Raw genomic sequence first — 19,600 nt, 5'->3', positions numbered from 1 at the left:
CTGGCCCATCAAGTCTGTACCGGAAGTCTCTACCATGTCGATGATGATGCAATCCTGACACCTGGCATCAATCCGACCAGATACGCTGTCCCAATGTTATCCCGATCCGGTTTGGCCGTGGCTCCACTGGTTTTATTTGCCTAACTGAACGATATTAAATATTCACATCGCACCGGTATTCGCGACAGAACATTTCTTGTTCGTTAGTGAGCGCCACAGTATTTCTTAAGGAGAGGTTATGAAGCCAGTAGAAGACGCGATTAATGACCTGCAGTGTCGTGCTTTAGCGTATGAAATCATTTTTCAGTCCATTTGCTCAGAGTTGCCGCAAGTGTTCATCGAGAAAGCCGTGGAGAACATTGAGCTTAACTTCAAAGCATTTGAATCTGGCACGCATTCTGAAGCAGGGAAAGCAAAGCTTGAAGCGGCGAAAGCGATTGCCTCAAGAATCATAGGAGCAAAGATTTAACCTCTCTCCCAAGCGTGATCCTAAGGTGGAGGGGAAATCACCATCATTTCCTCTCCGCTTTTTTCTTTGCTGGGTTGTCGTGCTCGTTGTGGTCAGCAATGGGAGCCGGAAAAGCAGAGAAATAGTGCGTAAACATGCTCACTGACACCGGACCATTTAACCGGGCACGCGAAGCACATTGGCTCAATTTTCGGGCCTGTGTCGCGAATATGTCCCACAACGGAAATGAAAAAGGAAGTGAAGGAAGCGTAATACATTGTTTTTAAATGGTACGCCCTACAGGGTTCGAACCTGTGACCTACGGCTTAGAAGGCCGTTGCTCTATCCAGCTGAGCTAAGGGCGCATTACGTGGATGCTCACCGTTGAGGTGGAAACGCCTGGAATTATACGGTCAGCGCCTGGTGAGTCAATGTATTTTCCGCTGGTTGCTTGCTTAGTGAACGACGCTGCGCATTTTCGCAACATCTGCCCTGTTTATGCCCGAAAAGACCTGGTTTTTCTACTTATCCTGATCGCTTCCTGGGAAAAGTCCCATGTCTCTTTAAGTATTCGCGCCTATATCCCCTGCTTTGTGAAGGACAAAATGTTTCCATTAACTAATGTAATGGAGCCTATACGTGACAAATAGAGCGAAACAAAAAAAAGGCCGGGGTTATCAACGTAAATCAGAACCGATTATACAGCGCGATAATAATGATGGGATGCGTCACCGTCAGCCAGCGATTCCCGTGCCCACAAACAGGGTTGAACACGATTCCTGGTCGTTTACGCTGCGGTTATTACACGACCCGACACGAAACTTAACATTGCCGAAAGCAACTCACCAACCCTTGCCTGGTCTGCCGCTTAATTCTCAGCCTAACGCCATCTCGTTTATGGACATCCCGACGTTATATCGCTCTGATTTAGCGGTTGAGCCATTGAACATGCAGGTATTTTTCGCATACAGCGGCACGCAACACATTCTCTGCCACCACACTATCACCAGGTGCCACGCTTCTGGTGCTGCGTTTTGTCTGGATGATCCCACCCGGGAAGCGCCAGAGGATTTTGCCGATACAGGCTGGCAGATATCCGGTCTACGGGTTGAGAAAAAGGCAACCTGGCAGCGACCTTATACGTCCGATATTCTCAAACCGGGCACAAACCAGGGCACTCATTTTACCCATATGGCATCCATAAAATGGAGCGAAACCGCCACACAGTGCGATACAGCACAACAGCCAGGCGCGCAATTTGCGCATGGTTTTTTTTGGCCAACACTTTTCTGTCTCGAAAAGTGAAATACGTTTGCGAGGGAAAATGCGAACTGTCATCCGCCGGGAGAAAAATCGCCGCCACAGGCCCGACTACCGGGAGTTACCTTACCGGGAATATCCGCCGCCTGTGTTTGACAGGCTGGAACATCTTACTCAGCAGCTCAGTTTCGCCCTGCCCGAATGCATCATCAGCCAGATATTAATTTCAACCGATAGCTTTCTCAGCTATGCATGGAATAGAGGTCTCTTCTCCGGTAAACGCAACGCCGTGTTTTCATCGCTCGATTTAGCACATCATCAGTTCGCAAAGCCGCATCTCTCGCACCTGATCGTGGATATGGAAAGCCTGCTCACATCGCGTTTTAGCGCCCTGGAAACCCTGCGACAGCTCGCTTCGCATAATCGCAAACTTCATATCTATCTGTTAGCGACAAAAAGCGACACGCCACTGTTCAATTTCCTGCGCGCGGCGGGCCCCTTTCGCGTATTAAAACGGGATCTCCCTGTCACGCCATTCAGGCAGGCGCTGTTGACTCCGGCCTCGGCTGTGGATGTTTCACGCAAATTCCCGCCGGTAGAGTGGCAGATGTTCACCGCGCTGGCGCAAGGAAAAACGCTGAAACATGTCGCTCACCTGCTCAATCTGCCTTACCATCGCATTGTTTATCGTCTCAACACGCAGCTGAGCCAACTTGGGTTGCCCGACCGGCAAAGTTTGCTTCATTTACTGCATCGCTTAACGATTAATGCGAATCACTATTGGGGATAACAGTCGTTGCCTTCCTTCTCTCCTAAGAAATTACTTAGTCAAGTTTCGATGCCGGGTATATTTTTTACATAAAACCAACAATTACAACTATTCCTGGCATTATCTCTTTTTTTAAAATTCACGCTGATTTCACCCAGCACGCATATGGTTATCCGCCGTTATCGTAATGAAATTGCGGTAACAGTTATTAACAAGAAGAAAACAATCAAATAATTACATTGTTTTAACCATTAAAAAGAGCGTAAAAAACCACGTTTATCAAAATCAGCAAGCCTTCATTCCAAATATTCCACCACCTATTATTGCCATCAGAACTTCATATTCAGAAATAGCCTTCATGATCTCTTAACGCTTTTCTGCCAGAACTTCCCAGGTATAATTACAGTGACTTATTAATAATTACTATATCTCTCTGTATTAGCACGTAATTGATATTCCCCCCACATTCGTAGGTTACGAGTGGAAATAACTTAGCGAGTAAGGATGCTATCGGTTTTCCCAGGGAATGATTCTTCCTCATAGAATACTTGAAGTTACATTCACCCTTTCGATGTCTGTCGCACTTACGTAAAGGCGTGACATTAAAAAAACAAACTGAGGCGAAAAAATGAAACCGGCTTCCGTTATCATTATGGACGAATATCCTATTGTCAGGATGTCGATAGAGGTGCTTTTAGAGAAAAATCAGAACGTAAAAGTGGTACTAAAAACGGATGATAGCCGTGCGGCGCTTGATTATATCCGTACGCTTCCCGTTGATCTGGTTATTCTGGATATTGAACTCCCGAAAACAGATGGTTTTACATTACTTAGAAGAATCAAAGCGATACGAGAAGACGTTAACGTGCTTTTTTTATCATCAAAATCTGAATCATTCTATGCAGCACGCGCCATTCGCGCTGGCGCTAATGGTTTTGTCAGCAAGCGGAAAGAACTCAACGATATTTATAACGCAGTAAAGATGATTCTTGCCGGGTACTCCTTCTTCCCATCCGAGACGCTGAGTTATATAAATCAACCAGGCAAAAAGAAAGGGGAACAGCGGGATATGCCGCTCTCTAATAGAGAAGTAACCGTATTACGCTATCTCGCCAATGGATTATCGAACAAAGAAATTGCGGAACAACTTTTATTAAGCAACAAGACCATCAGCGCCCATAAATCGAATATTTTTTCGAAACTTGGCGTGCATACCATTGTCGAGTTGATTGATTACGCCAAATCACACGAACTGCTATAGCAATATACGCCCGGAAAAAGATCTCCGGGCGTATGCGCTATTGAAAAAAATTAATAGTAATTAATCGCGAAAGTCGCATCGGCATTTGCTGTGCCGGCTACAGGATTATCTGCCAGTGCGATGTAATTTGCGTAGAACTGCAGCGTTGCATTGCCATTGCTATCCACTGCGACATCCTGGCTGGCGTTCTCCAGCGCGAGCGGCGTGCGATCTCTGTCGCGCAGCTCAATAGCCACTTTCTGTGCCATCACGCTATCGTTTAACGCCAACAGTGACGGATTGCTGGCGGCCCTGCCTGAAAATGTGATCGACGCGCTGCCCGGTGGGCACCCGGCTAATCGCAAGCTAAAACGTACCGGGGGCGTTGTGTTACCCGCATTTTGCAACTGCTTCGTCGGCCAACGGCCTAATTTCACCGTCTTATCGCTGTCGGCCGTCTCGACATAACAGGTAAAATCCACCACCGTCGCGCGGAGCTGAATGTTAATTTCCCCAAGCGGCGTATCGGCAATTGCTAATGGGCTCAGCCAGCACCCAACCAGCATTACATGGCGCGGTTTGATAAACATCGCGGCTCCTTAATCATAATCAACGCGCAAATAGCCCCGCGCCACAAAATCGCCCTCGGCGGGTTTGAAGCCTGTGACACTCACCGGCCACGCACTGATATCAACACGCGCAGCGGCGTTGTCATCTAGCTGGAAAGGAATTTTGCTACCCAGCGTATTGGGGGTAAGCGGGTTCCCCTCACTATCGCCCACGATAAACCCCACGTCAGGGTTGTCAGAAACCATCATATCCCCGGTGGCTTTTTCCGCTTCCAGGCGCATAGAAAGATAGGCCTGGGCGTCAACATTGGTACACGCTATTGCCACGGTTTTAATTTGCGGATTAACGCCGTCCGGGCGGTTCCCCGGCCCGGCCTGGGTGAAGAGCGCGGCGCCAATATTATCAAATTCAAATTCAACGACCTGGCCTGCATTGAGCTTGCAGCTTTGCGGCACTTCCACTTTGCCGCTGTAGCTAATGGTATAGACCGGTACCGCGAGCGCATCGGTGTTTGTACTGGTGACATACACCCGAAACATGGTCTGACGCGGGATCGGCACCATATTGATAAACGGCCGCAACACCCTAAGTCTAAAGATAAGCTTCGAGTCCATTACGCCAAAAGGCTTGTGGTTGGGTACGTTAGGATGTGTTCCCATGCGGATGAAATTCCTCGGCGGAAAAAAGATGCCGGCATAATCATCCGTGATGCTCATCGCCCCTTCCAGATAATCATTTAACTTCAAGTACTTGTAACCACCATCAGTGGTATTTGTCGGCATGTCAGAGACATAGCTTCGGTAGGTATAATTCACGTTGGTACCGGTGGGACAGATAGCCTGAACGCCAACCCAGCCCGATTTTTCCGGCAGCGTCACCACCTCTCCAACATGGTTATTCCCGCTGGTAAACAGGTTCGACAGGTCATAATAGATATCCGTCGGTATACCGTTGGCGTTTACGCAAATAGTGGCCTGTGTTGACGTCGCTATCAGCAACAACAAGCCGCAAAGCAGCACATGAAATCTGTTCATAAAATTATCCTTGTTCACAACGGGCGCTTGTAATGACCACGGCCTGTTGCAGGCTTGCTTCCGGTAAGGCGTAGCGAGCCAGGCAGCGTGACTGCGCGCCGTCTCCCCACTGCACCAGCAGTTCACCCAGCAAGGGCAAACCGCTTAAGTACGCCTGGCCGTCCTCACCCACCATGCCGGTTACGCCGCTGCCGGTTTCACGCACCACCGAACCAAACGGCACCGGGCGATCGCCGCGCATGAGCGTAATCAGTGCGCGTACGCCAATCCGGGTGTCAAAGTTGGCGCGGACCAGCGCCCCCTGCGTGGGCACAACGCTACTGACGCTGTTTTGCACATCGGTGTGGATATCCATCGTGTTGGTATCAAGCGCAATGCGGTTGTAACGATAAACGGTGGCATAAGGGACGACCGCGTAGCCTCGCCAGTCGGTTTGCACCCCGGTCTGATTTTCCACACGCACGCCCTGCGCACCCGGCGCTTTGATAAGTACGTTGGTATCGCCAAGCGGCTGGCTAAAGGTCACCCCGTCGGCGTGCGCGACCACGCCACCGCCAAGTTGCCAGTTATATTCGTGCTGGTAGGGATCGTAGTTATAACCGAGACCGAGCGTGCCCCAGCCGGCTTGCCAGTTGGCATTGGCGCTACCGCTGTAGCCATTTGTGCTGCTGTGCCCCTGGCTTACGATGTAACTGAGGTTGCGTCCTTCAAGTAATGTGCCGCCCACCCCGCTCTGCCAGCCATTTTGCCCGTTGCTGTTACGGCTAGCGTTAAGGTTGACATACGTGCGATCCAGCGCGCTTCCCCGGCTGTAGCGCTGCCCGCTCAGGGCGCTAAACGGTACGGAAAGATTCAACGCAATAATACGATCCGTGTTATTGATGCCGGGTGAGCGGTTCCACGACCAGGTAAGCGAGTAGCTCATCCCCCGCCAGCCGCTGGCGTAACCGATTTGATACCAGCTGCTGGGCTTAATATTGTTCCAGTAAGTTTGTTGGCTGCCGGAAATATACAACGAGCCGTAATCCCCCAGGTTTTGCGAGATATTGACCTGAAAGCGCCCTTTTCTGTTGTTGTTGAGGTTGTGGTAGCTAACAAGTACCGGTTTTGGCCGCCGCCCCCCTTCACTCTCGTCCTGGTCTTCATACTCATAACCCTCCATGCGGCGATAGGCGACATCACTCAGCGTGTAAAAACCACGCGTCGAGTAGCGATACCCGAGCAACTGAAAGTTGGTGCCGTACTGGTTGAGTGATTTGGCATACAAAAAGCGCAGCGATTGCCCCTGATGCGTGCTGCCATCCGCCAGCTCACTGCGCGCCTGGGTAAAATCGAGCGATATCGCCCCCCAGCCGCCAAGGTTTTTGCCAGCCCCCATCACAAAGGCGTTATAGCGCTTCGCCAGTTGAGTTCCGCCATAAGCGGTGTAACCGCCGCCCAGGCCGCCGATCACGCTCCCCTGAACAAAAGAAGGGGAAGATTGTTGATCGTTGCCGCTGCGAAAATTCCCGGCCACGAGGTCATATTTAAAACGCCCTTCACGTTGCAGAATTGGCACCGTCGAATACGGCACCGTATAACGTTGTTGGCTGCCGTCCTTCTCATCGACTGTCACGTCCAGATCGCCGCTGGATGAGGTAGGGTTCAAGTCAGAAATGACAAAAGCGCCCGCCGAAACATAACTCTGATAAATGACATACCCGTTCTGGCGGATAGTTAATTTGGCTGGCGTACGCGCAATACCGCGTACGGTTGGCGCATAACCTTGCAGGCTATCAGGAAACATATTGTCGGAAGAGTAAAGGCGCACCCCGCGAAAACCGAGACTATCAAAAACGTCGCTGCCGGTATTACTGTCGCCCATCACCAGCTCGCTTTTCAGCGGGATAAGGGAACGTTGCAACCAGCTTCCGATATTCTTCCAGCTCCGGGTATGTTCCGTTCCGCTGCTGCTGTAGCGCCAGGCCCCATTATTACGTAACCGCCATGGGCCATAATTCAGCCCGCTTTGTAAGCTCAGAAAACCGTTATTGCTGCCGGAGCTGTGGCTGCCTGTAAAGCTATAGTTAAGCAACGCAGCGGTAATGCCATCGTCCCACTCCTCTGAAGGAATGTAACCGCGTGCGCTATTGAGCAACGAAGCCTGGGGTAGCCCAATATTCAGCCGCATTGATGAGAAATCAAACGCGGCTTCGGCACCCGGTATGGCGGTCGTGATATCGATACAGGCGTCAGCCTGGTTACTGAGCAGCGCCGGAAAAGCGCGAATATTAACGCCCAACCGCTTGAGCAAATCGATATTGAAGCAGGGCATCAGGCCGCCGGAAGCGGGCGTCGCCCCGTGATGGGCAATATCGAAACGCAGATCCTGCGTCGCGATAAATTCATCATTGCGCCAGATATCCACCCGATAAACACCCGGAGGCTGGTTACCTTTTTCAAAACGCGACAAATCCGCAACGGCAGCGGCATCTTCCGATAAAAACGCCGGATTGAAGTAGGTCTCAGCACGGCTCATCGCCGGGTGCAACACCGCCAGCAGCGACAACGCCAGCCGCGAGTAAGCTGAAGGAGACGTGCGCTTGTTCATAGGCATCCCTGTCATTTGTCTGTGTTATGGCAGACCAACGGTTTTCACCGGCGTCAGCGCACCGTAATCATTTACCGTCTGGAAAGTCACGCCGCCCTGAACATCAGGAGGAATAAGCACCTGGGCGCGGCTTTTGGGCGCGACCATGACATTGTCGAGCTTCTGGTTGCCCATATGAACATTCACCAAAGTGATGTAATACGCGGAGGGATTCGTGATATTCAGGTGTTTATCGAGACGCGAAAACTGCAGTTTTGCAGGCGCATCTTCCGTTAACCCGGTTAGACTTTTCGGGCGAACAAACAGCTTAATGCGAGAGAGAACGGCCAGTTGCAGCACGTTTTTGTCCGTGGCGTTTTCTTTATTCACCGATGGAATCGCTTTTACGCTCAACCAGAACAGAGATTCGCGGTCGTCGGGTAATGGTTGCCCGGCGTAAATAATCCGCAGCGTGTTTTCACTCTCCGGCTCACTAACAAAAAGCGGCGGGGTCACGACAAACGTTTTTTCTTTTTCTCCACGACTATTTTCCACCCACGAATTCACCAGAAAACGGGATTTTCCATCGCTATTAGAAATAGAAAGAGAGGTCTGCTTATCCTCGGCAGGATAAATAACACGGGTGGCGCCAAGTGCTATTCCACCAGCGGCTTTTACCGGCAGCGAAATAGATAATAAAAGACTGACAATCCAACCTGGTTTTAAAAATATGTTCATAGCGAAAACAACTCTTCAGAATATTATGATGCCTGCAAGAAATACGTCAGGGGTAGACCAGGGTAAACCAGACATCGGAACGCAAGTGTCCTGGCGTAATACGTTCCGTAATAGCCCGGTAGCGCGCGGAAAAATGCAGCGTGATTTCATCGGCAACCAGCGTGGAATAAGCGTGCGGCATACTGTTGGGTATAATTTGCCGTTGCTGTTGATCAAACAGCGCCAGCCCAATGCCTTCAGCCCCTTCTCCTCCCGTGCTGTGTGCGACAAAAACTTGCGGATCTTCCGGCGGCGTTTGCCCGGAAAACACCACACCGACATAGCGGGACACATCCGCATCACACGCCGTTAAACGCAGTGCAAACCCTGTGCTTATGGGAGAGAAACTGCCGATGCCGGAAAATGCATCCGTACGGTGCTGCCCCATCTGTACATGTAAATCTTCACTCTCCGGCGCAACCGCACATGCGCCATTGACCAGCGATCCGCGCAGGTGAACGCGTCCACCGTCAACGACTGCCGCCTTTGCCAGTAAAGGCATCATGCACAACATGAGTGCCTGCCTGAGACCTGTTCTCATCATGGGTAATTTCTCGCATTACACTATTAAGCGCCTCGTCCCTGAGGCCGCGTCATCCCTGAAAGTAATGGGTTACTGGTAGTTCATGATGAACGTCGCATCCGCATTTGCCTGCCCTGGTGTCGCGGTCGCGCTGGTGGCCTTATAACGTGCGGAGAAATGCAAGGTGTTGGTGCCTGCAAGCAGATCCTGTGCGGTGGAGAAGGTTGCGCCGTCCGGGCTCAGCGTTTTGGAGGCGTTATCAAGAATTTCGATCCCCACCCCGCTCGCCGTTGTGCTGTTGTCACCGGAGGTGACCGCCAGCAGCGTATTATCGGTGGCATCGGCCTGGCCTGAAAACGCGACGGAGGCCGTCGGGAAGATATTTGGATCACAATCATTAAGCACAATGCTGAACGGCACCGATCCACTGGTAGCCCCTACGCCCGTGAAGGAGGCGGTGCGATATTGCCCCAGAGTCACGGTCTGGTCGGCGGAAGCGGTGCTGACAGCGCAAGCTGCATTCACCAGTTCCCCTTCAAAATGCACATTGCCGCCGCTTACGGTGTCTGCTTGTACGGCTCCCGCCATCAGCATCAATCCTGCAGCAACAGAACTAGCCATTAATTTCATATTCATACTATTTTCCTTGAAATAAAGAGTTGCGATTCCGACATCCTGCCGAAAACCGTTTGAGACTCGCTTACGCTAAATACCAGATGAAAGAACCTTTTCCTGTGAAGATATAACGCATCGGGAACAACTTATTCGCTTCCCATTTCTCCCCAGGGAAAACACCCGATATTTTTCTCTGTGGACATAACAACTAGCCACAACATGACAATAGTGATTTCGTAAAAATTAAAATATTCGCCAATACTGTCATTACGCCAGGTCTGTTCTTATTACGGCTTAGGAAAAGGCCTGGCTTTTATTTATTAAACGGATAAGAAATAGCCGTAACTGCCTGTAACCGTGACTTAATAGCGGCGTTTCTTAGGGGTGATGAATTGTTGAAATTTGGTTAACAACTCGCGACGACAAAACCTGTGCTCTGCCGGGATTTCAGGCGCAGCGGTGGCGAAATCCGCAAACGGTAACTGACAGCGCGCCGCGCTTCTGACAAAATAGTCGCCATCCCCTTAGTTGATATGACAGATGGAATCCTCTCTCTGATGGCAGCAAAGATTATTGATGGTAAAACGATTGCGCAGCAGGTGCGCTCTGAGGTTGCTGAAAAAGTTCGGGCGCGCGTTGCGGCAGGATTTCGCGCTCCTGGCCTGGCGGTCGTACTGGTTGGCAGCAACCCGGCATCACAAATTTATGTCGGCAGCAAGCGCAAAGCCTGTGAGGAAGTGGGTTTCATCTCCCGCTCTTACGATCTCCCGGAAACCACCAGCGAAGCAGAACTGCTGGCGCTTATCGACAAGCTGAACGCCGATACCACCATTGACGGTATTCTGGTTCAGCTGCCGCTGCCTGCGGGCATCGACAATGTGAAAGTGCTGGAACGCATCGCGCCGGATAAAGACGTTGATGGTTTCCACCCGTATAACGTAGGCCGCCTGTGCCAGCGTGCGCCGCGTCTGCGCCCGTGTACACCGCGCGGCATCGTCACGCTGCTGGAGCGTTACAATATTGACACCTTCGGCCTCAACGCCGTGGTGATTGGCGCGTCCAATATCGTTGGTCGTCCGATGAGCATGGAGTTGCTGCTGGCCGGTTGCACCACCACCGTAACGCATCGCTTCACGAAAAACCTGCGCCAGCACGTGGAAAACGCCGACCTGCTGATTGTCGCCGTGGGTAAACCGGGCTTTATTCCCGGCGAGTGGATCAAAGAAGGCGCGATCGTGATTGATGTCGGTATTAACCGCCTGGAAAATGGCAAAGTCGTCGGCGATGTGATTTATGAAGAAGCCGCCGCGCGAGCAGCGTATATTACGCCGGTACCGGGTGGCGTTGGCCCAATGACGGTCGCCACCCTGATCCAGAACACGCTGCAAGCGTGTGAAGAATACCATGATGTAAAAGGCGTATAAAATGGCAACATTTTCTCTCGGTAAACATCCGCACGTTGAGCTGTGCGATCTGCTGAAACTCGAAGGCTGGAGCGAAAGCGGCGCACAAGCGAAAATCGCCATTGCCGATGGCTTTGTCAAAGTGGATGGCGCGGTTGAAACGCGCAAACGCTGCAAAATCGTCGCCGGTCAAACGGTGAGTTTTGAAGGTCAAAGCGTTACCGTCACCGCGTAATCACGCGTAGCAAGCCGGGTTTCGCGTCACCGCAGCCCGGCATTTTCTTTCTCATTCCCCTTCCGTCATCACGGTTAATTACCGATCAACCTCAAAGAATCATTAATTCATCTGGCTAAATGTGAAAATTTAGTTGCAGCCCGTTACGGCTTATCTCACGATAAGTAGAACGTTCTACTAAAACGTTCTACTAACAATGTCGGCGCCAAAAGAGCGCTACTTCGGGGGAAATCAGCATGAGTCTGATATCAGGGTTTGTTAAATCATTGTCTAAATTGTCGATGATTGGCCGCGCGTTAATGTTGCCAATCTCGTTGCTGCCAGCCGCTGGTTTGTTACTTGCTTTCGGCGATAAATTCCACTTACCGCTGATGATGAACGCAGGTGGCGTTATCTTCGATAACCTGCCGATGTTGTTCGCCATTGGCTCGGCGGTCGGGCTCGCTTCAGAATCCGGGATTGCGGCACTTTCAGCGGCGGTATCGGTGTTCATTACCAATATCACTATCGGCACCATGTTAGGTATCACGCCGGAAATGGCCTCGCAGGGCGGGAAATACGCCATGGTGGTCGGCATTCCAACCCTGCAAATGGGCGTTTTTGGCGGCCTGATCTGCGGTATTCTTGCCGCCTGGTGCTATAACCGCTTCCACACCATGCAGTTACCGGAATTCCTTGGCTTCTTCTCTGGTAAGCGTTTTGTGGCTATCGCCACGGCATTCTTATCCTTTTTGCTCGGTCTGCTGCTGCCGTATGTCTGGCAACATATTCAGGCGGGTATCGATGCGCTTTCCGTGATCGTCAATGGCGATAATCAGGCCGCTTCGACGTTTATTTTCGGCTTAGTCGAACGCGCGCTGATCCCGCTTGGTCTGCACCATATCTGGTATCCTTCGTTCTGGTATTCGTTTGGCGATTACACCACGCAGGCCGGCCAGGTGATCCATGGCGATCAAACTATCTGGTTCAAAATGCTGGAAGAAGGGGTGAAATCCTTTAGCAGTGATACCTACCAGAACGCCGGTAAATTTATGCAGGGTGAGTTCCCGCTGATGCTGTTTGCGCTGCCTGCGGCCTGCCTTGCGATGTACCACGAAGCGCATACCCGTAATAAGAAGATCGCGTTTGGTATCCTCTTTTCTGCGGCGCTGACCTGCTTCCTGACGGGCATTACCGAGCCGGTTGAATTCACCTTTATCTTCGTTGCGCCTATTCTCTACGTTTTTAACGCCATCATGGCCGGTCTGGCGTATATGACGATGTATCTGCTACACGCGCACATCGCGAAATCCTTCTCCGCCGGATTTATCGACTACTTATCGTTTGGCATCCTGCCGTCGTTTAACGGTTATCAAACCAACTTCCTTAACGCGGTGATCGTTGGCATTCCGATGGCGCTGATTTATTACTTCACCTTCCGTTTCGTGATCCGTCGCTTCGACGTGAAAACGCCGGGACGCACGGAAGTTACCGCAGTGGCAGATGATAAAACCGACACCGAACTGGCAACTGAGATCATCGCCATGCTGGGCGGCGCGCAGAATATCGACTCCGTCGGTTCCTGTATCACCCGTTTGCGCCTGGAAGTGGCAAAAAGCGACATGGTGGATAAAGATGGCCTTAACGGCCTGGGCGCGCGCGGCGTGGTATTTGTCGGCGATAGCGGTATTCAGGTTATTTTCGGCGCGAGGGCGCAATTTATCGCCCAGACCATGTCCACAATGATCGGCAAATAATAAGATACCGGGTTGGCGCGTCCAGCACGCGCCATATCAGGTGGAAAAACAGGGAAAATCAGGGAGCGAGTTTGAAGAAAGTCAGCATCATTGATGTCGCTAAACAGGCGGGCGTTTCCGTTTCCACCGTCTCGCTGGTGCTGCGCCAGAAAGGGAAAATATCACAAGCGACGATCGGTAAAGTCCATGCCGCTATCGATGCGCTCGGCTATGTTCACAATATTGCTGCCGCCAACCTTCGCGCCAACACGTCTAATCTGATTGGGCTTATCCTGCGCGATTTCAGCGACAGCTTCTCGATAAAAGTGATGGCCAGCATCGTGCAGGAGCTGGAAAAACAGGGGTACATGGTTTTTCTTGGCCAGCCGCTCAACGATGGCGATCACCTGGAACGCTGCCTGCTGTCTTTCAAACAACAAGGCGTGGCCGGAGTGATTTATCTCGCCTCCGATACGCGCAGCTCAACGCTTCCCGCTCAAATTCGTGACTGCCCGCTACCGCTGGTGGTGGTGTCGCAGTCGCTGCTCAATGAAGAGTGCAACCTTGTCATGCGTGATAACCGTCAGGCCGCCAGCCTGGCGACGCGCTATCTCATCGAACGCGGGCACCGCAACATTGCCTACATTGGCGGCATTGAAGGCGATTTGATCCGCCAGCAGCGTCTGCTGGGGTTTCGCACCACAATGACGCAGAACGGGCTGGTAGTACGCGAAGAAGCCACCCCAGCCTGTAGCGATGATACCCGCGCGGCAAGCTATGCCGTCCGCCAGTTACTGGAAAAAAATAGCACCCTTACCGCCCTGCTCTGCCACTCGCCGGATGCCATGATAGGCTCCATCGCCGGGATCCACCAAACCGGGCATACGGTGGGCAAAGATGTGTTCCTTTCTCAGCAAGTGGCGCTCGTCGGCTTTGAAGATATGCTGCACGTCAATCTCACCTCGCCTTCCTTTACCTATGTTTCGTCCGCCAGCGAAGAGACCGGGCGCCAGGCAGCGGGGTTGATCATTCGTAAGCTGAAAGAGCCCACTCTACAAACGCAGCGCGTTACCCTTTCCGGCCAGCTGATTGCCCGCGAGTCTGCGTAATCTGCACACGTCGGACAGACCGCAGCGTACTGACGGGCTGTAAGCTGGCATCGGCTAAAAACCGGCTATCCTGGTTCTCTTCTGACAATAAAAGATTCAGAAAACCCCGCAGTTTACCCGGCAGGCGCTTCGGCTATAATTTCGTTTTTCTTCAGAGACCTGCGTTATGCCAACGATTGTTACACATGCTGCTGTTCCGCTTTGTCTGGGGTTGGGGCTCGGCAGTAAAGTGATCCCGCGCAGCTTATTGCTGGCAGGGATAGGGCTGGCTATGTTGCCCGATGCCGACGTGCTGGCGTTTAAATTCGGTGTCGCTTACGGCAATGTTTTCGGTCATCGCGGGTTTACCCACTCGTTGCTGTTTGCTTTTGTGGTACCGCTATTGGTGACCTGGCTTGGGCGAAAACACTTCAAAGCGAGTCTGGCGCGCTGCTGGGCGTTTCTCACCGTGTCGCTGCTGTCGCACAGCTTGCTGGATTCCATCACTACCGGTGGGAAAGGCGTCGGCTGGCTGTGGCCGTGGTCGGATGAACGATTTTTTGCGCCGTGGCAGGTGATCAAAGTCGCGCCGTTTGCACTGTCTCGCTACACCACACCGTACGGGCACCAGGTGATTATCTCGGAGCTGCTGTGGGTGTGGCTGCCGGGTGTGATTCTGATGCTGCTGTTGTGGAAAATGCGGCGGGGATAAATACTGACCACCGGCAGTACCAGTGGAGTTGAACGAACAACAAAAAAGCGGCCGAAGCCGCTTTTTTTCTTACTTACGACGCCAGGTTGTGCCCTGCGGGCCATCTTCCAGCACGATACCCATCTCGTTCAGACGGTCACGCGCGGCATCGGCTGCCGCCCAGTCTTTTGCTTTACGCGCATCAAGGCGCTGCTGGATAAGCTTTTCGATCTCAGCCACTTCGCTGTCATCAGCCTGCGCACCGCTTTGCAGGAAGAGATCCGGGTCCTGCTCCAGCAGACCCAAAACGCTCGCCAGTTCACGCAGCTTTTTCGCCGCCGCATTTGCGCCCAGTGAATCCCCGTCGTGCTTCAGCGTATTCACTTCGCGCGCGAGGTCAAAAAGCACCGAATAGGCTTCCGGCGTGTTGAAGTCGTCGTCCATCGCGTCGCAGAAGCGCTTCTGGAACAACTCACCGTTCTCGAAATAACGATGTTCCGCATTATCGCTGTCCGTACCACGCAGCGCGTTGTACAGACGCTCCAGCGCAGAACGCGCCTGTTTCAGATTCTCTTCGCTGTAGTTCAACTGGCTGCGATAGTGGCCGGACATCAGGAAGTAGCGCACGGTTTCCGCGTCGTAATACTTGAGCACATCGCGCACGGTAAAGAAGTTGCCGAGCGATTTTGACATCTTCTCGCGATCAACCATCACCATGCCGGAGTGCATCCAGTAATTCACATATTCGCCATCATGCGCACAGGTTGACTGGGCGATTTCGTTTTCGTGGTGCGGGAACATCAGATCGGAACCGCCGCCGTGGATATCAAAATGCGAACCCAGCTGTTTGCAGTTCATCGCCGAACACTCAATGTGCCAGCCTGGACGCCCTTCGCCCCACGGTGATGGCCAGCTCGGTTCGCCAGGCTTGGACATTTTCCACAGCACGAAGTCCATCGGGTTACGTTTGACTTCCGCGACTTCTACGCGCGCGCCCGCCTGCAACTGATCCAGATCCTGGCGCGAAAGCTGGCCGTAAGTCGGATCGGTCGGCACCGAGAACATCACATCGCCGTTTTCGGCAACGTAAGCGTGTTCACGCTCCAGCAGGCGCTGGGTAATTTCAATAATTTCATGGATATGGTGCGTTGCGCGCGGTTCGCTGTCCGGGCGCAGAATGTTGAGCGCGTCAAAATCCTTATGCATCTCGACAATCATGCGGTCGACCAGCGCGACAAAACTTTCGCCGTTTTCATTAGCGCGCTTAATGATTTTGTCGTCAATATCGGTGATATTACGGACATATTTCAGCTTATAGCCGAGAAAACGCAAATAGCGGGAAACCACGTCAAAGGCGACAAACGTACGGCCGTGACCGATATGACAGAGATCGTAAACGGTAATACCACACACGTACATGCCGACTTCCCCGGCATGAATAGGTTTGAATTCCTCTTTTTGGCGCGTCAGTGTATTAAAGATTTTTAACATCGAAGATTCCATGTGGACGTGTGTGGAACGAAAACCGCATATATTACCCGTAATTCAAACCCGAAGCAGCACACTTTGCAAGGTGATCCAGCCTCGCGGTTATGCTATAACAAGCGACTATCTCTGACCCACTGGCGGGTCTACGCACTACACTATCAGAACAGGATGCAATAATGGTTACTTTCCACACTAATCACGGCGACATCGTAATCAAAACCTTTGATGACAAAGCGCCTGAAACAGTTAAAAACTTCCTGGACTACTGCCGTGAAGGTTTCTACAACAACACGATTTTCCACCGTGTTATCAATGGTTTTATGATTCAGGGCGGCGGTTTCGAACCGGGCATGAACCAGAAAGTCACCAAAGACCCGATCAAAAACGAAGCCAACAACGGTCTGAAAAACACCCGTGGTACGCTGGCAATGGCGCGTACTCAGGCGCCGCACTCCGCTACCGCACAGTTCTTCATCAACGTGGCGGATAACGACTTCCTGAACTTCAGCGGCGAAAGCATGCAGGGCTGGGGCTACTGCGTATTTGCCGAAGTGGTTGAAGGCATGGACGTTGTTGACAAGATCAAAGGCGTTTCTACCGGCCGCAGCGGCATGCACCAGGATGTGCCGAAAGAAGACGTTGTGATTGAAAGCGTGGACGTCAGCGAGTAATCGGTGGCGACACTCTTTATCGCAGATTTGCATCTGCAAACAGAAGAACCGGCGATCACCGCCGGTTTTCTGCGTTTTTTGGCCGGTACGGCGCGTGAAGCCGATGCGCTCTACATTTTGGGCGATCTGTTTGAAGCGTGGATCGGCGACGACGATCCCAACCCGCTACATCAGCAAATAGCACACGCGATTAAAGCTCTCGTCGATAGCGGCGTCCCGTGCTATTTCATTCACGGCAACCGTGATTTCCTGCTCGGTCAACGCTTTGCTCAGGCCTGTGGAATGAAGCTTTTACCGCAAGAGCAGGTGCTCAATCTGTATGGCCGCAACGTGCTGATTATGCATGGCGATACGCTCTGCACCGACGATACCGGTTATCAGGCCTTTCGCGCCAAAGTGCACCAACCCTGGCTGCAAACGCTGTTCCTCACCCTGCCGCTGTTTATCCGCCGCCGTATTGCCGCGAAAATGCGCGCGGGTAGCAAAGCGGCCAACAGCAGCAAGCCGCTTTCGATTATGGATGTAAACCAGCACGCCGTGGTGGAAGCCATGGAAAAACACCAGGTGCAGTGGTTGATCCACGGTCATACCCATCGCCCGGCAGTGCATGAACTCACCGCGAATAACGCCCCCGCATTCCGTGCCGTTTTAGGCGCGTGGCACAGCGAAGGCTCGATGGTGCGCGTCAGCGAGAGCGATGTCGAACTGATTCATTTCCCGTTCTGAATACGCTTGCGAACAGGCGTCAAACGCGCGAAACATCGCTACGCAACCGTTTTCCTTGCCCGTTTTACATGCTATTCTCTGTGCCCTCTTATGTAGTCTGAAGCACACCCACAGGAGTTTTGAGACGTATGTCTTCAAGCAACCAACCGGCGCGCATCGCCATTGTTATGGGCTCGAAAAGCGACTGGGCCACCATGCAATTCGCCGCAGAAATCCTCGATACCCTGAACGTTCCGCACCATGTTGAAATCGTCTCCGCACACCGCACCCCGGATAAACTGTTTAGCTTCGCCGAAAGCGCGGAACAAAACGGTTTTCAGGTAATTATTGCCGGTGCCGGTGGCGCGGCGCATCTGCCGGGCATGATCGCGGCGAAAACACTGGTGCCGGTGCTGGGTGTGCCGGTACAAAGCGCGGCGTTAAGCGGTGTGGACAGCCTTTACTCTATCGTGCAGATGCCGCGCGGCATTCCGGTGGGAACGCTGGCGATTGGCAAAGCCGGTGCGGCCAACGCCGCGCTGCTGGCAGCGCAGATCCTGGCGCAGCATGATGCGCAACTGCACCAGCGTCTGGCGGCCTGGCGTCAATCACAAACGGACGAGGTGCTGGATAACCCGGATCCGAGAGGCGCAGCATGAAACAGGTTTGTGTATTAGGCAACGGTCAGCTTGGCCGGATGTTGCGCCAGGCCGGTGAACCGCTCAGCATTGCGGTCTGGCCTGTCGGGCTGGACGACGCCCCGGAATCCGTTCCCTTTCAGCAAAGTGTAATCACCGCCGAAATCGAACGCTGGCCAGAAACGGCGTTAACGCGCGAACTGGCGCGTCACCCGGCGTTTGTTAACCGCGATGTGTTTCCGATCATTGCCGATCGCCTGACGCAAAAACAGTTATTCGACAACCTCGAACTGGCTACCGCGCCGTGGCAGTTGCTGGCGGATAAAAGCGAATGGCCTGCCGTGTTTTCCCGCCTGGGGGAACTGGCGATTGTTAAGCGCCGCGTGGGGGGCTATGACGGTCGCGGGCAGTGGCGTTTACGCGCAGGCGAAACGGATCAGTTGCCGGACGACTGCTACGGCGAGTGCATTGTTGAACAGGGCATCAATTTTTCCGGTGAAGTGTCGCTGGTCGGCGCGCGCGCGCGTGATGGCAGCACCGTTTTCTACCCGCTGACGCACAATCTGCATCAGGATGGCATTTTGCGTACCAGCGTGGTTTTCCCGCAGGCTAACGCCGCCCAGCAACAGCAGGCGGAAAACATGCTTTCTGCCATCATGCATGAGCTGAACTACGTCGGCGTGATGGCGATGGAGTGCTTCGTCACGCCGGGCGGGTTACTGATTAACGAACTGGCGCCGCGCGTGCATAACAGCGGCCACTGGACGCAGAATGGCGCGTCTATCAGCCAGTTTGAACTGCATCTGCGTGCGGTGGTGGATCTGCCGTTGCCGCCGCCAGTGGTTAACAGCCCGTCGGTGATGATCAACCTGATTGGCAGCGATCTGAACTATGACTGGTTAAAGCTGCCGCTGGTACACCTGCACTGGTATGACAAAGAGGTGCGTCCGGGGCGCAAAGTGGGTCATTTGAACCTGAACGATGATGACACCGCCCGTCTGAGCGCCACGCTGGAAGCGCTGGTGCCGCTGTTGCCGCCGGAGTACGCGAGCGGCATTGCCTGGGCGCAGTCAAAACTGCAGTAATCTCCCGCCGGGGAATTGATCTCCCCTGTTCGGGGCGTAAAATCTGCACGCTGGTGGGGTTACCACCAGCGTTTTG

At 52.8% G+C, this 19,600-nt stretch carries 20 protein-coding genes and 1 tRNA gene; 13 read left to right on the top strand and 8 right to left on the bottom strand.

The features are described 5' to 3' along the window. Positions 1-238 precede the first annotated feature (238 nt). Positions 239-469: a hypothetical protein gene (locus tag BN2591_RS10405; RefSeq protein ID WP_086871229.1), complete on the top strand. Its 231-nt coding sequence runs from the start codon at positions 239-241 to the stop codon at positions 467-469. Positions 470-736: 267 nt separating this feature from the next. On the opposite strand, the gene BN2591_RS10400 is transcribed toward BN2591_RS10405, so the two are convergent. Further along, a tRNA-Arg gene (locus BN2591_RS10400) sits at positions 737-813 on the bottom strand. 274 nt (positions 814-1,087) lie between these two features. Between BN2591_RS10400 and BN2591_RS24260 the strand changes: the two genes are divergently transcribed. From BN2591_RS24260 to fimZ, 3 genes are all read left to right on the top strand, one after another. Continuing rightward, complete coding sequence (locus BN2591_RS24260) at positions 1,088-1,753, top strand: hypothetical protein (protein ID WP_143468245.1); 666 nt, start codon at positions 1,088-1,090, stop codon at positions 1,751-1,753. A 19-nt stretch (positions 1,754-1,772) separates the two neighbouring features. Beyond that, positions 1,773-2,498 carry a fimbria biosynthesis regulator FimY gene (gene fimY / locus BN2591_RS10385; protein WP_244172998.1) on the top strand — a complete coding sequence of 242 codons (726 nt, stop codon included), beginning with the start codon at positions 1,773-1,775 and terminating at the stop codon, positions 2,496-2,498. Between the two features lie 607 nt (positions 2,499-3,105). Continuing rightward, on the top strand, positions 3,106-3,738 hold the full coding sequence (gene fimZ, locus BN2591_RS10380) for a fimbria biosynthesis transcriptional regulator FimZ (RefSeq protein WP_020456855.1): 633 nt from the start codon (positions 3,106-3,108) through the stop codon (positions 3,736-3,738). A gap of 50 nt (positions 3,739-3,788) precedes the next feature. Here the strand turns inward: fimZ and sfmF are convergent, their stop codons facing one another. The 6 genes from sfmF to fimA form a co-directional block, all read right to left on the bottom strand. Then, on the bottom strand, positions 3,789-4,307 hold the full coding sequence (gene sfmF, locus BN2591_RS10375; RefSeq protein WP_086871221.1) for a fimbria assembly protein: 519 nt from the start codon (positions 4,305-4,307) through the stop codon (positions 3,789-3,791). 9 nt (positions 4,308-4,316) lie between these two features. Continuing rightward, positions 4,317-5,321 carry a type 1 fimbria D-mannose specific adhesin FimH gene (fimH, locus tag BN2591_RS10370; protein ID WP_086871219.1) on the bottom strand — a complete coding sequence of 335 codons (1,005 nt, stop codon included), beginning with the start codon at positions 5,319-5,321 and terminating at the stop codon, positions 4,317-4,319. Between the two features lie 4 nt (positions 5,322-5,325). Beyond that, entirely contained in the window at positions 5,326-7,911 is a 2,586-nt protein-coding gene (locus BN2591_RS10365) for a fimbrial biogenesis usher protein (RefSeq protein WP_086871217.1), read from the bottom strand. Between the two features lie 24 nt (positions 7,912-7,935). Beyond that, positions 7,936-8,628, bottom strand: coding sequence for a type 1 fimbria chaperone FimC (fimC, locus tag BN2591_RS10360; protein WP_086871215.1), 693 nt, complete (start codon positions 8,626-8,628; stop codon positions 7,936-7,938). 46 nt (positions 8,629-8,674) lie between these two features. Beyond that, the gene (gene fimI, locus BN2591_RS10355) at positions 8,675-9,211 is read right to left on the bottom strand and encodes a type 1 fimbrial protein subunit FimI (protein WP_086871213.1); all 537 of its coding nucleotides are present in this window, start codon (positions 9,209-9,211) and stop codon (positions 8,675-8,677) included. Positions 9,212-9,280: 69 nt separating this feature from the next. Further along, positions 9,281-9,826 (bottom strand): type 1 fimbrial major subunit FimA, encoded by a 546-nt coding sequence (gene fimA, locus BN2591_RS10350; protein ID WP_086871211.1) that lies wholly within the window; start codon positions 9,824-9,826, stop codon positions 9,281-9,283. A 536-nt stretch (positions 9,827-10,362) separates the two neighbouring features. Here fimA and folD point away from each other — a divergent pair. The 5 genes from folD to BN2591_RS10325 all read left to right on the top strand — a co-directional run bounded on the left by folD (position 10,363) and on the right by BN2591_RS10325 (position 14,958). Then, entirely contained in the window at positions 10,363-11,229 is an 867-nt protein-coding gene (gene folD, locus BN2591_RS10345; protein ID WP_086871209.1) for a bifunctional methylenetetrahydrofolate dehydrogenase/methenyltetrahydrofolate cyclohydrolase FolD, read from the top strand. A 1-nt stretch (position 11,230) separates the two neighbouring features. Further along, complete coding sequence (ybcJ, locus tag BN2591_RS10340) at positions 11,231-11,443, top strand: ribosome-associated protein YbcJ (RefSeq protein WP_017455715.1); 213 nt, start codon at positions 11,231-11,233, stop codon at positions 11,441-11,443. A gap of 236 nt (positions 11,444-11,679) precedes the next feature. Then, positions 11,680-13,179, top strand: coding sequence for a PTS transporter subunit EIIC (locus BN2591_RS10335; protein ID WP_086871207.1), 1,500 nt, complete (start codon positions 11,680-11,682; stop codon positions 13,177-13,179). Between the two features lie 71 nt (positions 13,180-13,250). Next, positions 13,251-14,267 carry a Mal regulon transcriptional regulator MalI gene (gene malI / locus BN2591_RS10330; RefSeq protein ID WP_086871205.1) on the top strand — a complete coding sequence of 339 codons (1,017 nt, stop codon included), beginning with the start codon at positions 13,251-13,253 and terminating at the stop codon, positions 14,265-14,267. Positions 14,268-14,433: 166 nt separating this feature from the next. Beyond that, positions 14,434-14,958, top strand: a complete 525-nt coding sequence (locus tag BN2591_RS10325; RefSeq protein ID WP_086871203.1) for a metal-dependent hydrolase — start codon at positions 14,434-14,436, stop codon at positions 14,956-14,958. 69 nt (positions 14,959-15,027) lie between these two features. Here the strand turns inward: BN2591_RS10325 and cysS are convergent, their stop codons facing one another. After that, complete coding sequence (gene cysS / locus BN2591_RS10320) at positions 15,028-16,428, bottom strand: cysteine--tRNA ligase (RefSeq protein ID WP_086871201.1); 1,401 nt, start codon at positions 16,426-16,428, stop codon at positions 15,028-15,030. Between the two features lie 173 nt (positions 16,429-16,601). On the opposite strand from cysS, the gene ppiB reads away from it, so the two are divergent. The 4 genes from ppiB to purK all read left to right on the top strand — a co-directional run bounded on the left by ppiB (position 16,602) and on the right by purK (position 19,524). Next, entirely contained in the window at positions 16,602-17,096 is a 495-nt protein-coding gene (gene ppiB, locus BN2591_RS10315) for a peptidylprolyl isomerase B (protein ID WP_020456843.1), read from the top strand. Between the two features lie 3 nt (positions 17,097-17,099). Next, entirely contained in the window at positions 17,100-17,822 is a 723-nt protein-coding gene (gene lpxH / locus BN2591_RS10310) for a UDP-2,3-diacylglucosamine diphosphatase (protein ID WP_086871199.1), read from the top strand. 128 nt (positions 17,823-17,950) lie between these two features. Continuing rightward, a complete protein-coding gene (gene purE / locus BN2591_RS10305; RefSeq protein ID WP_086871197.1) occupies positions 17,951-18,460 on the top strand; it encodes a 5-(carboxyamino)imidazole ribonucleotide mutase in 510 nt (169 codons plus the stop codon). Beyond that, positions 18,457-19,524 carry a 5-(carboxyamino)imidazole ribonucleotide synthase gene (gene purK, locus BN2591_RS10300; protein ID WP_086871195.1) on the top strand — a complete coding sequence of 356 codons (1,068 nt, stop codon included), beginning with the start codon at positions 18,457-18,459 and terminating at the stop codon, positions 19,522-19,524. Before purE ends, purK begins: the two co-directional genes overlap by 4 nt. Positions 19,525-19,600: the final 76 nt, after the last annotated feature.

It is taken from the genome of Kosakonia pseudosacchari, assembly GCF_900184035.1.
GTDB classification, from domain to species: Bacteria; Pseudomonadota; Gammaproteobacteria; order Enterobacterales; family Enterobacteriaceae; genus Kosakonia; species Kosakonia pseudosacchari.
Note: the sequence above shows the minus strand (reverse complement) of the source record. Positions and strands in the feature narration are given on the sequence as shown.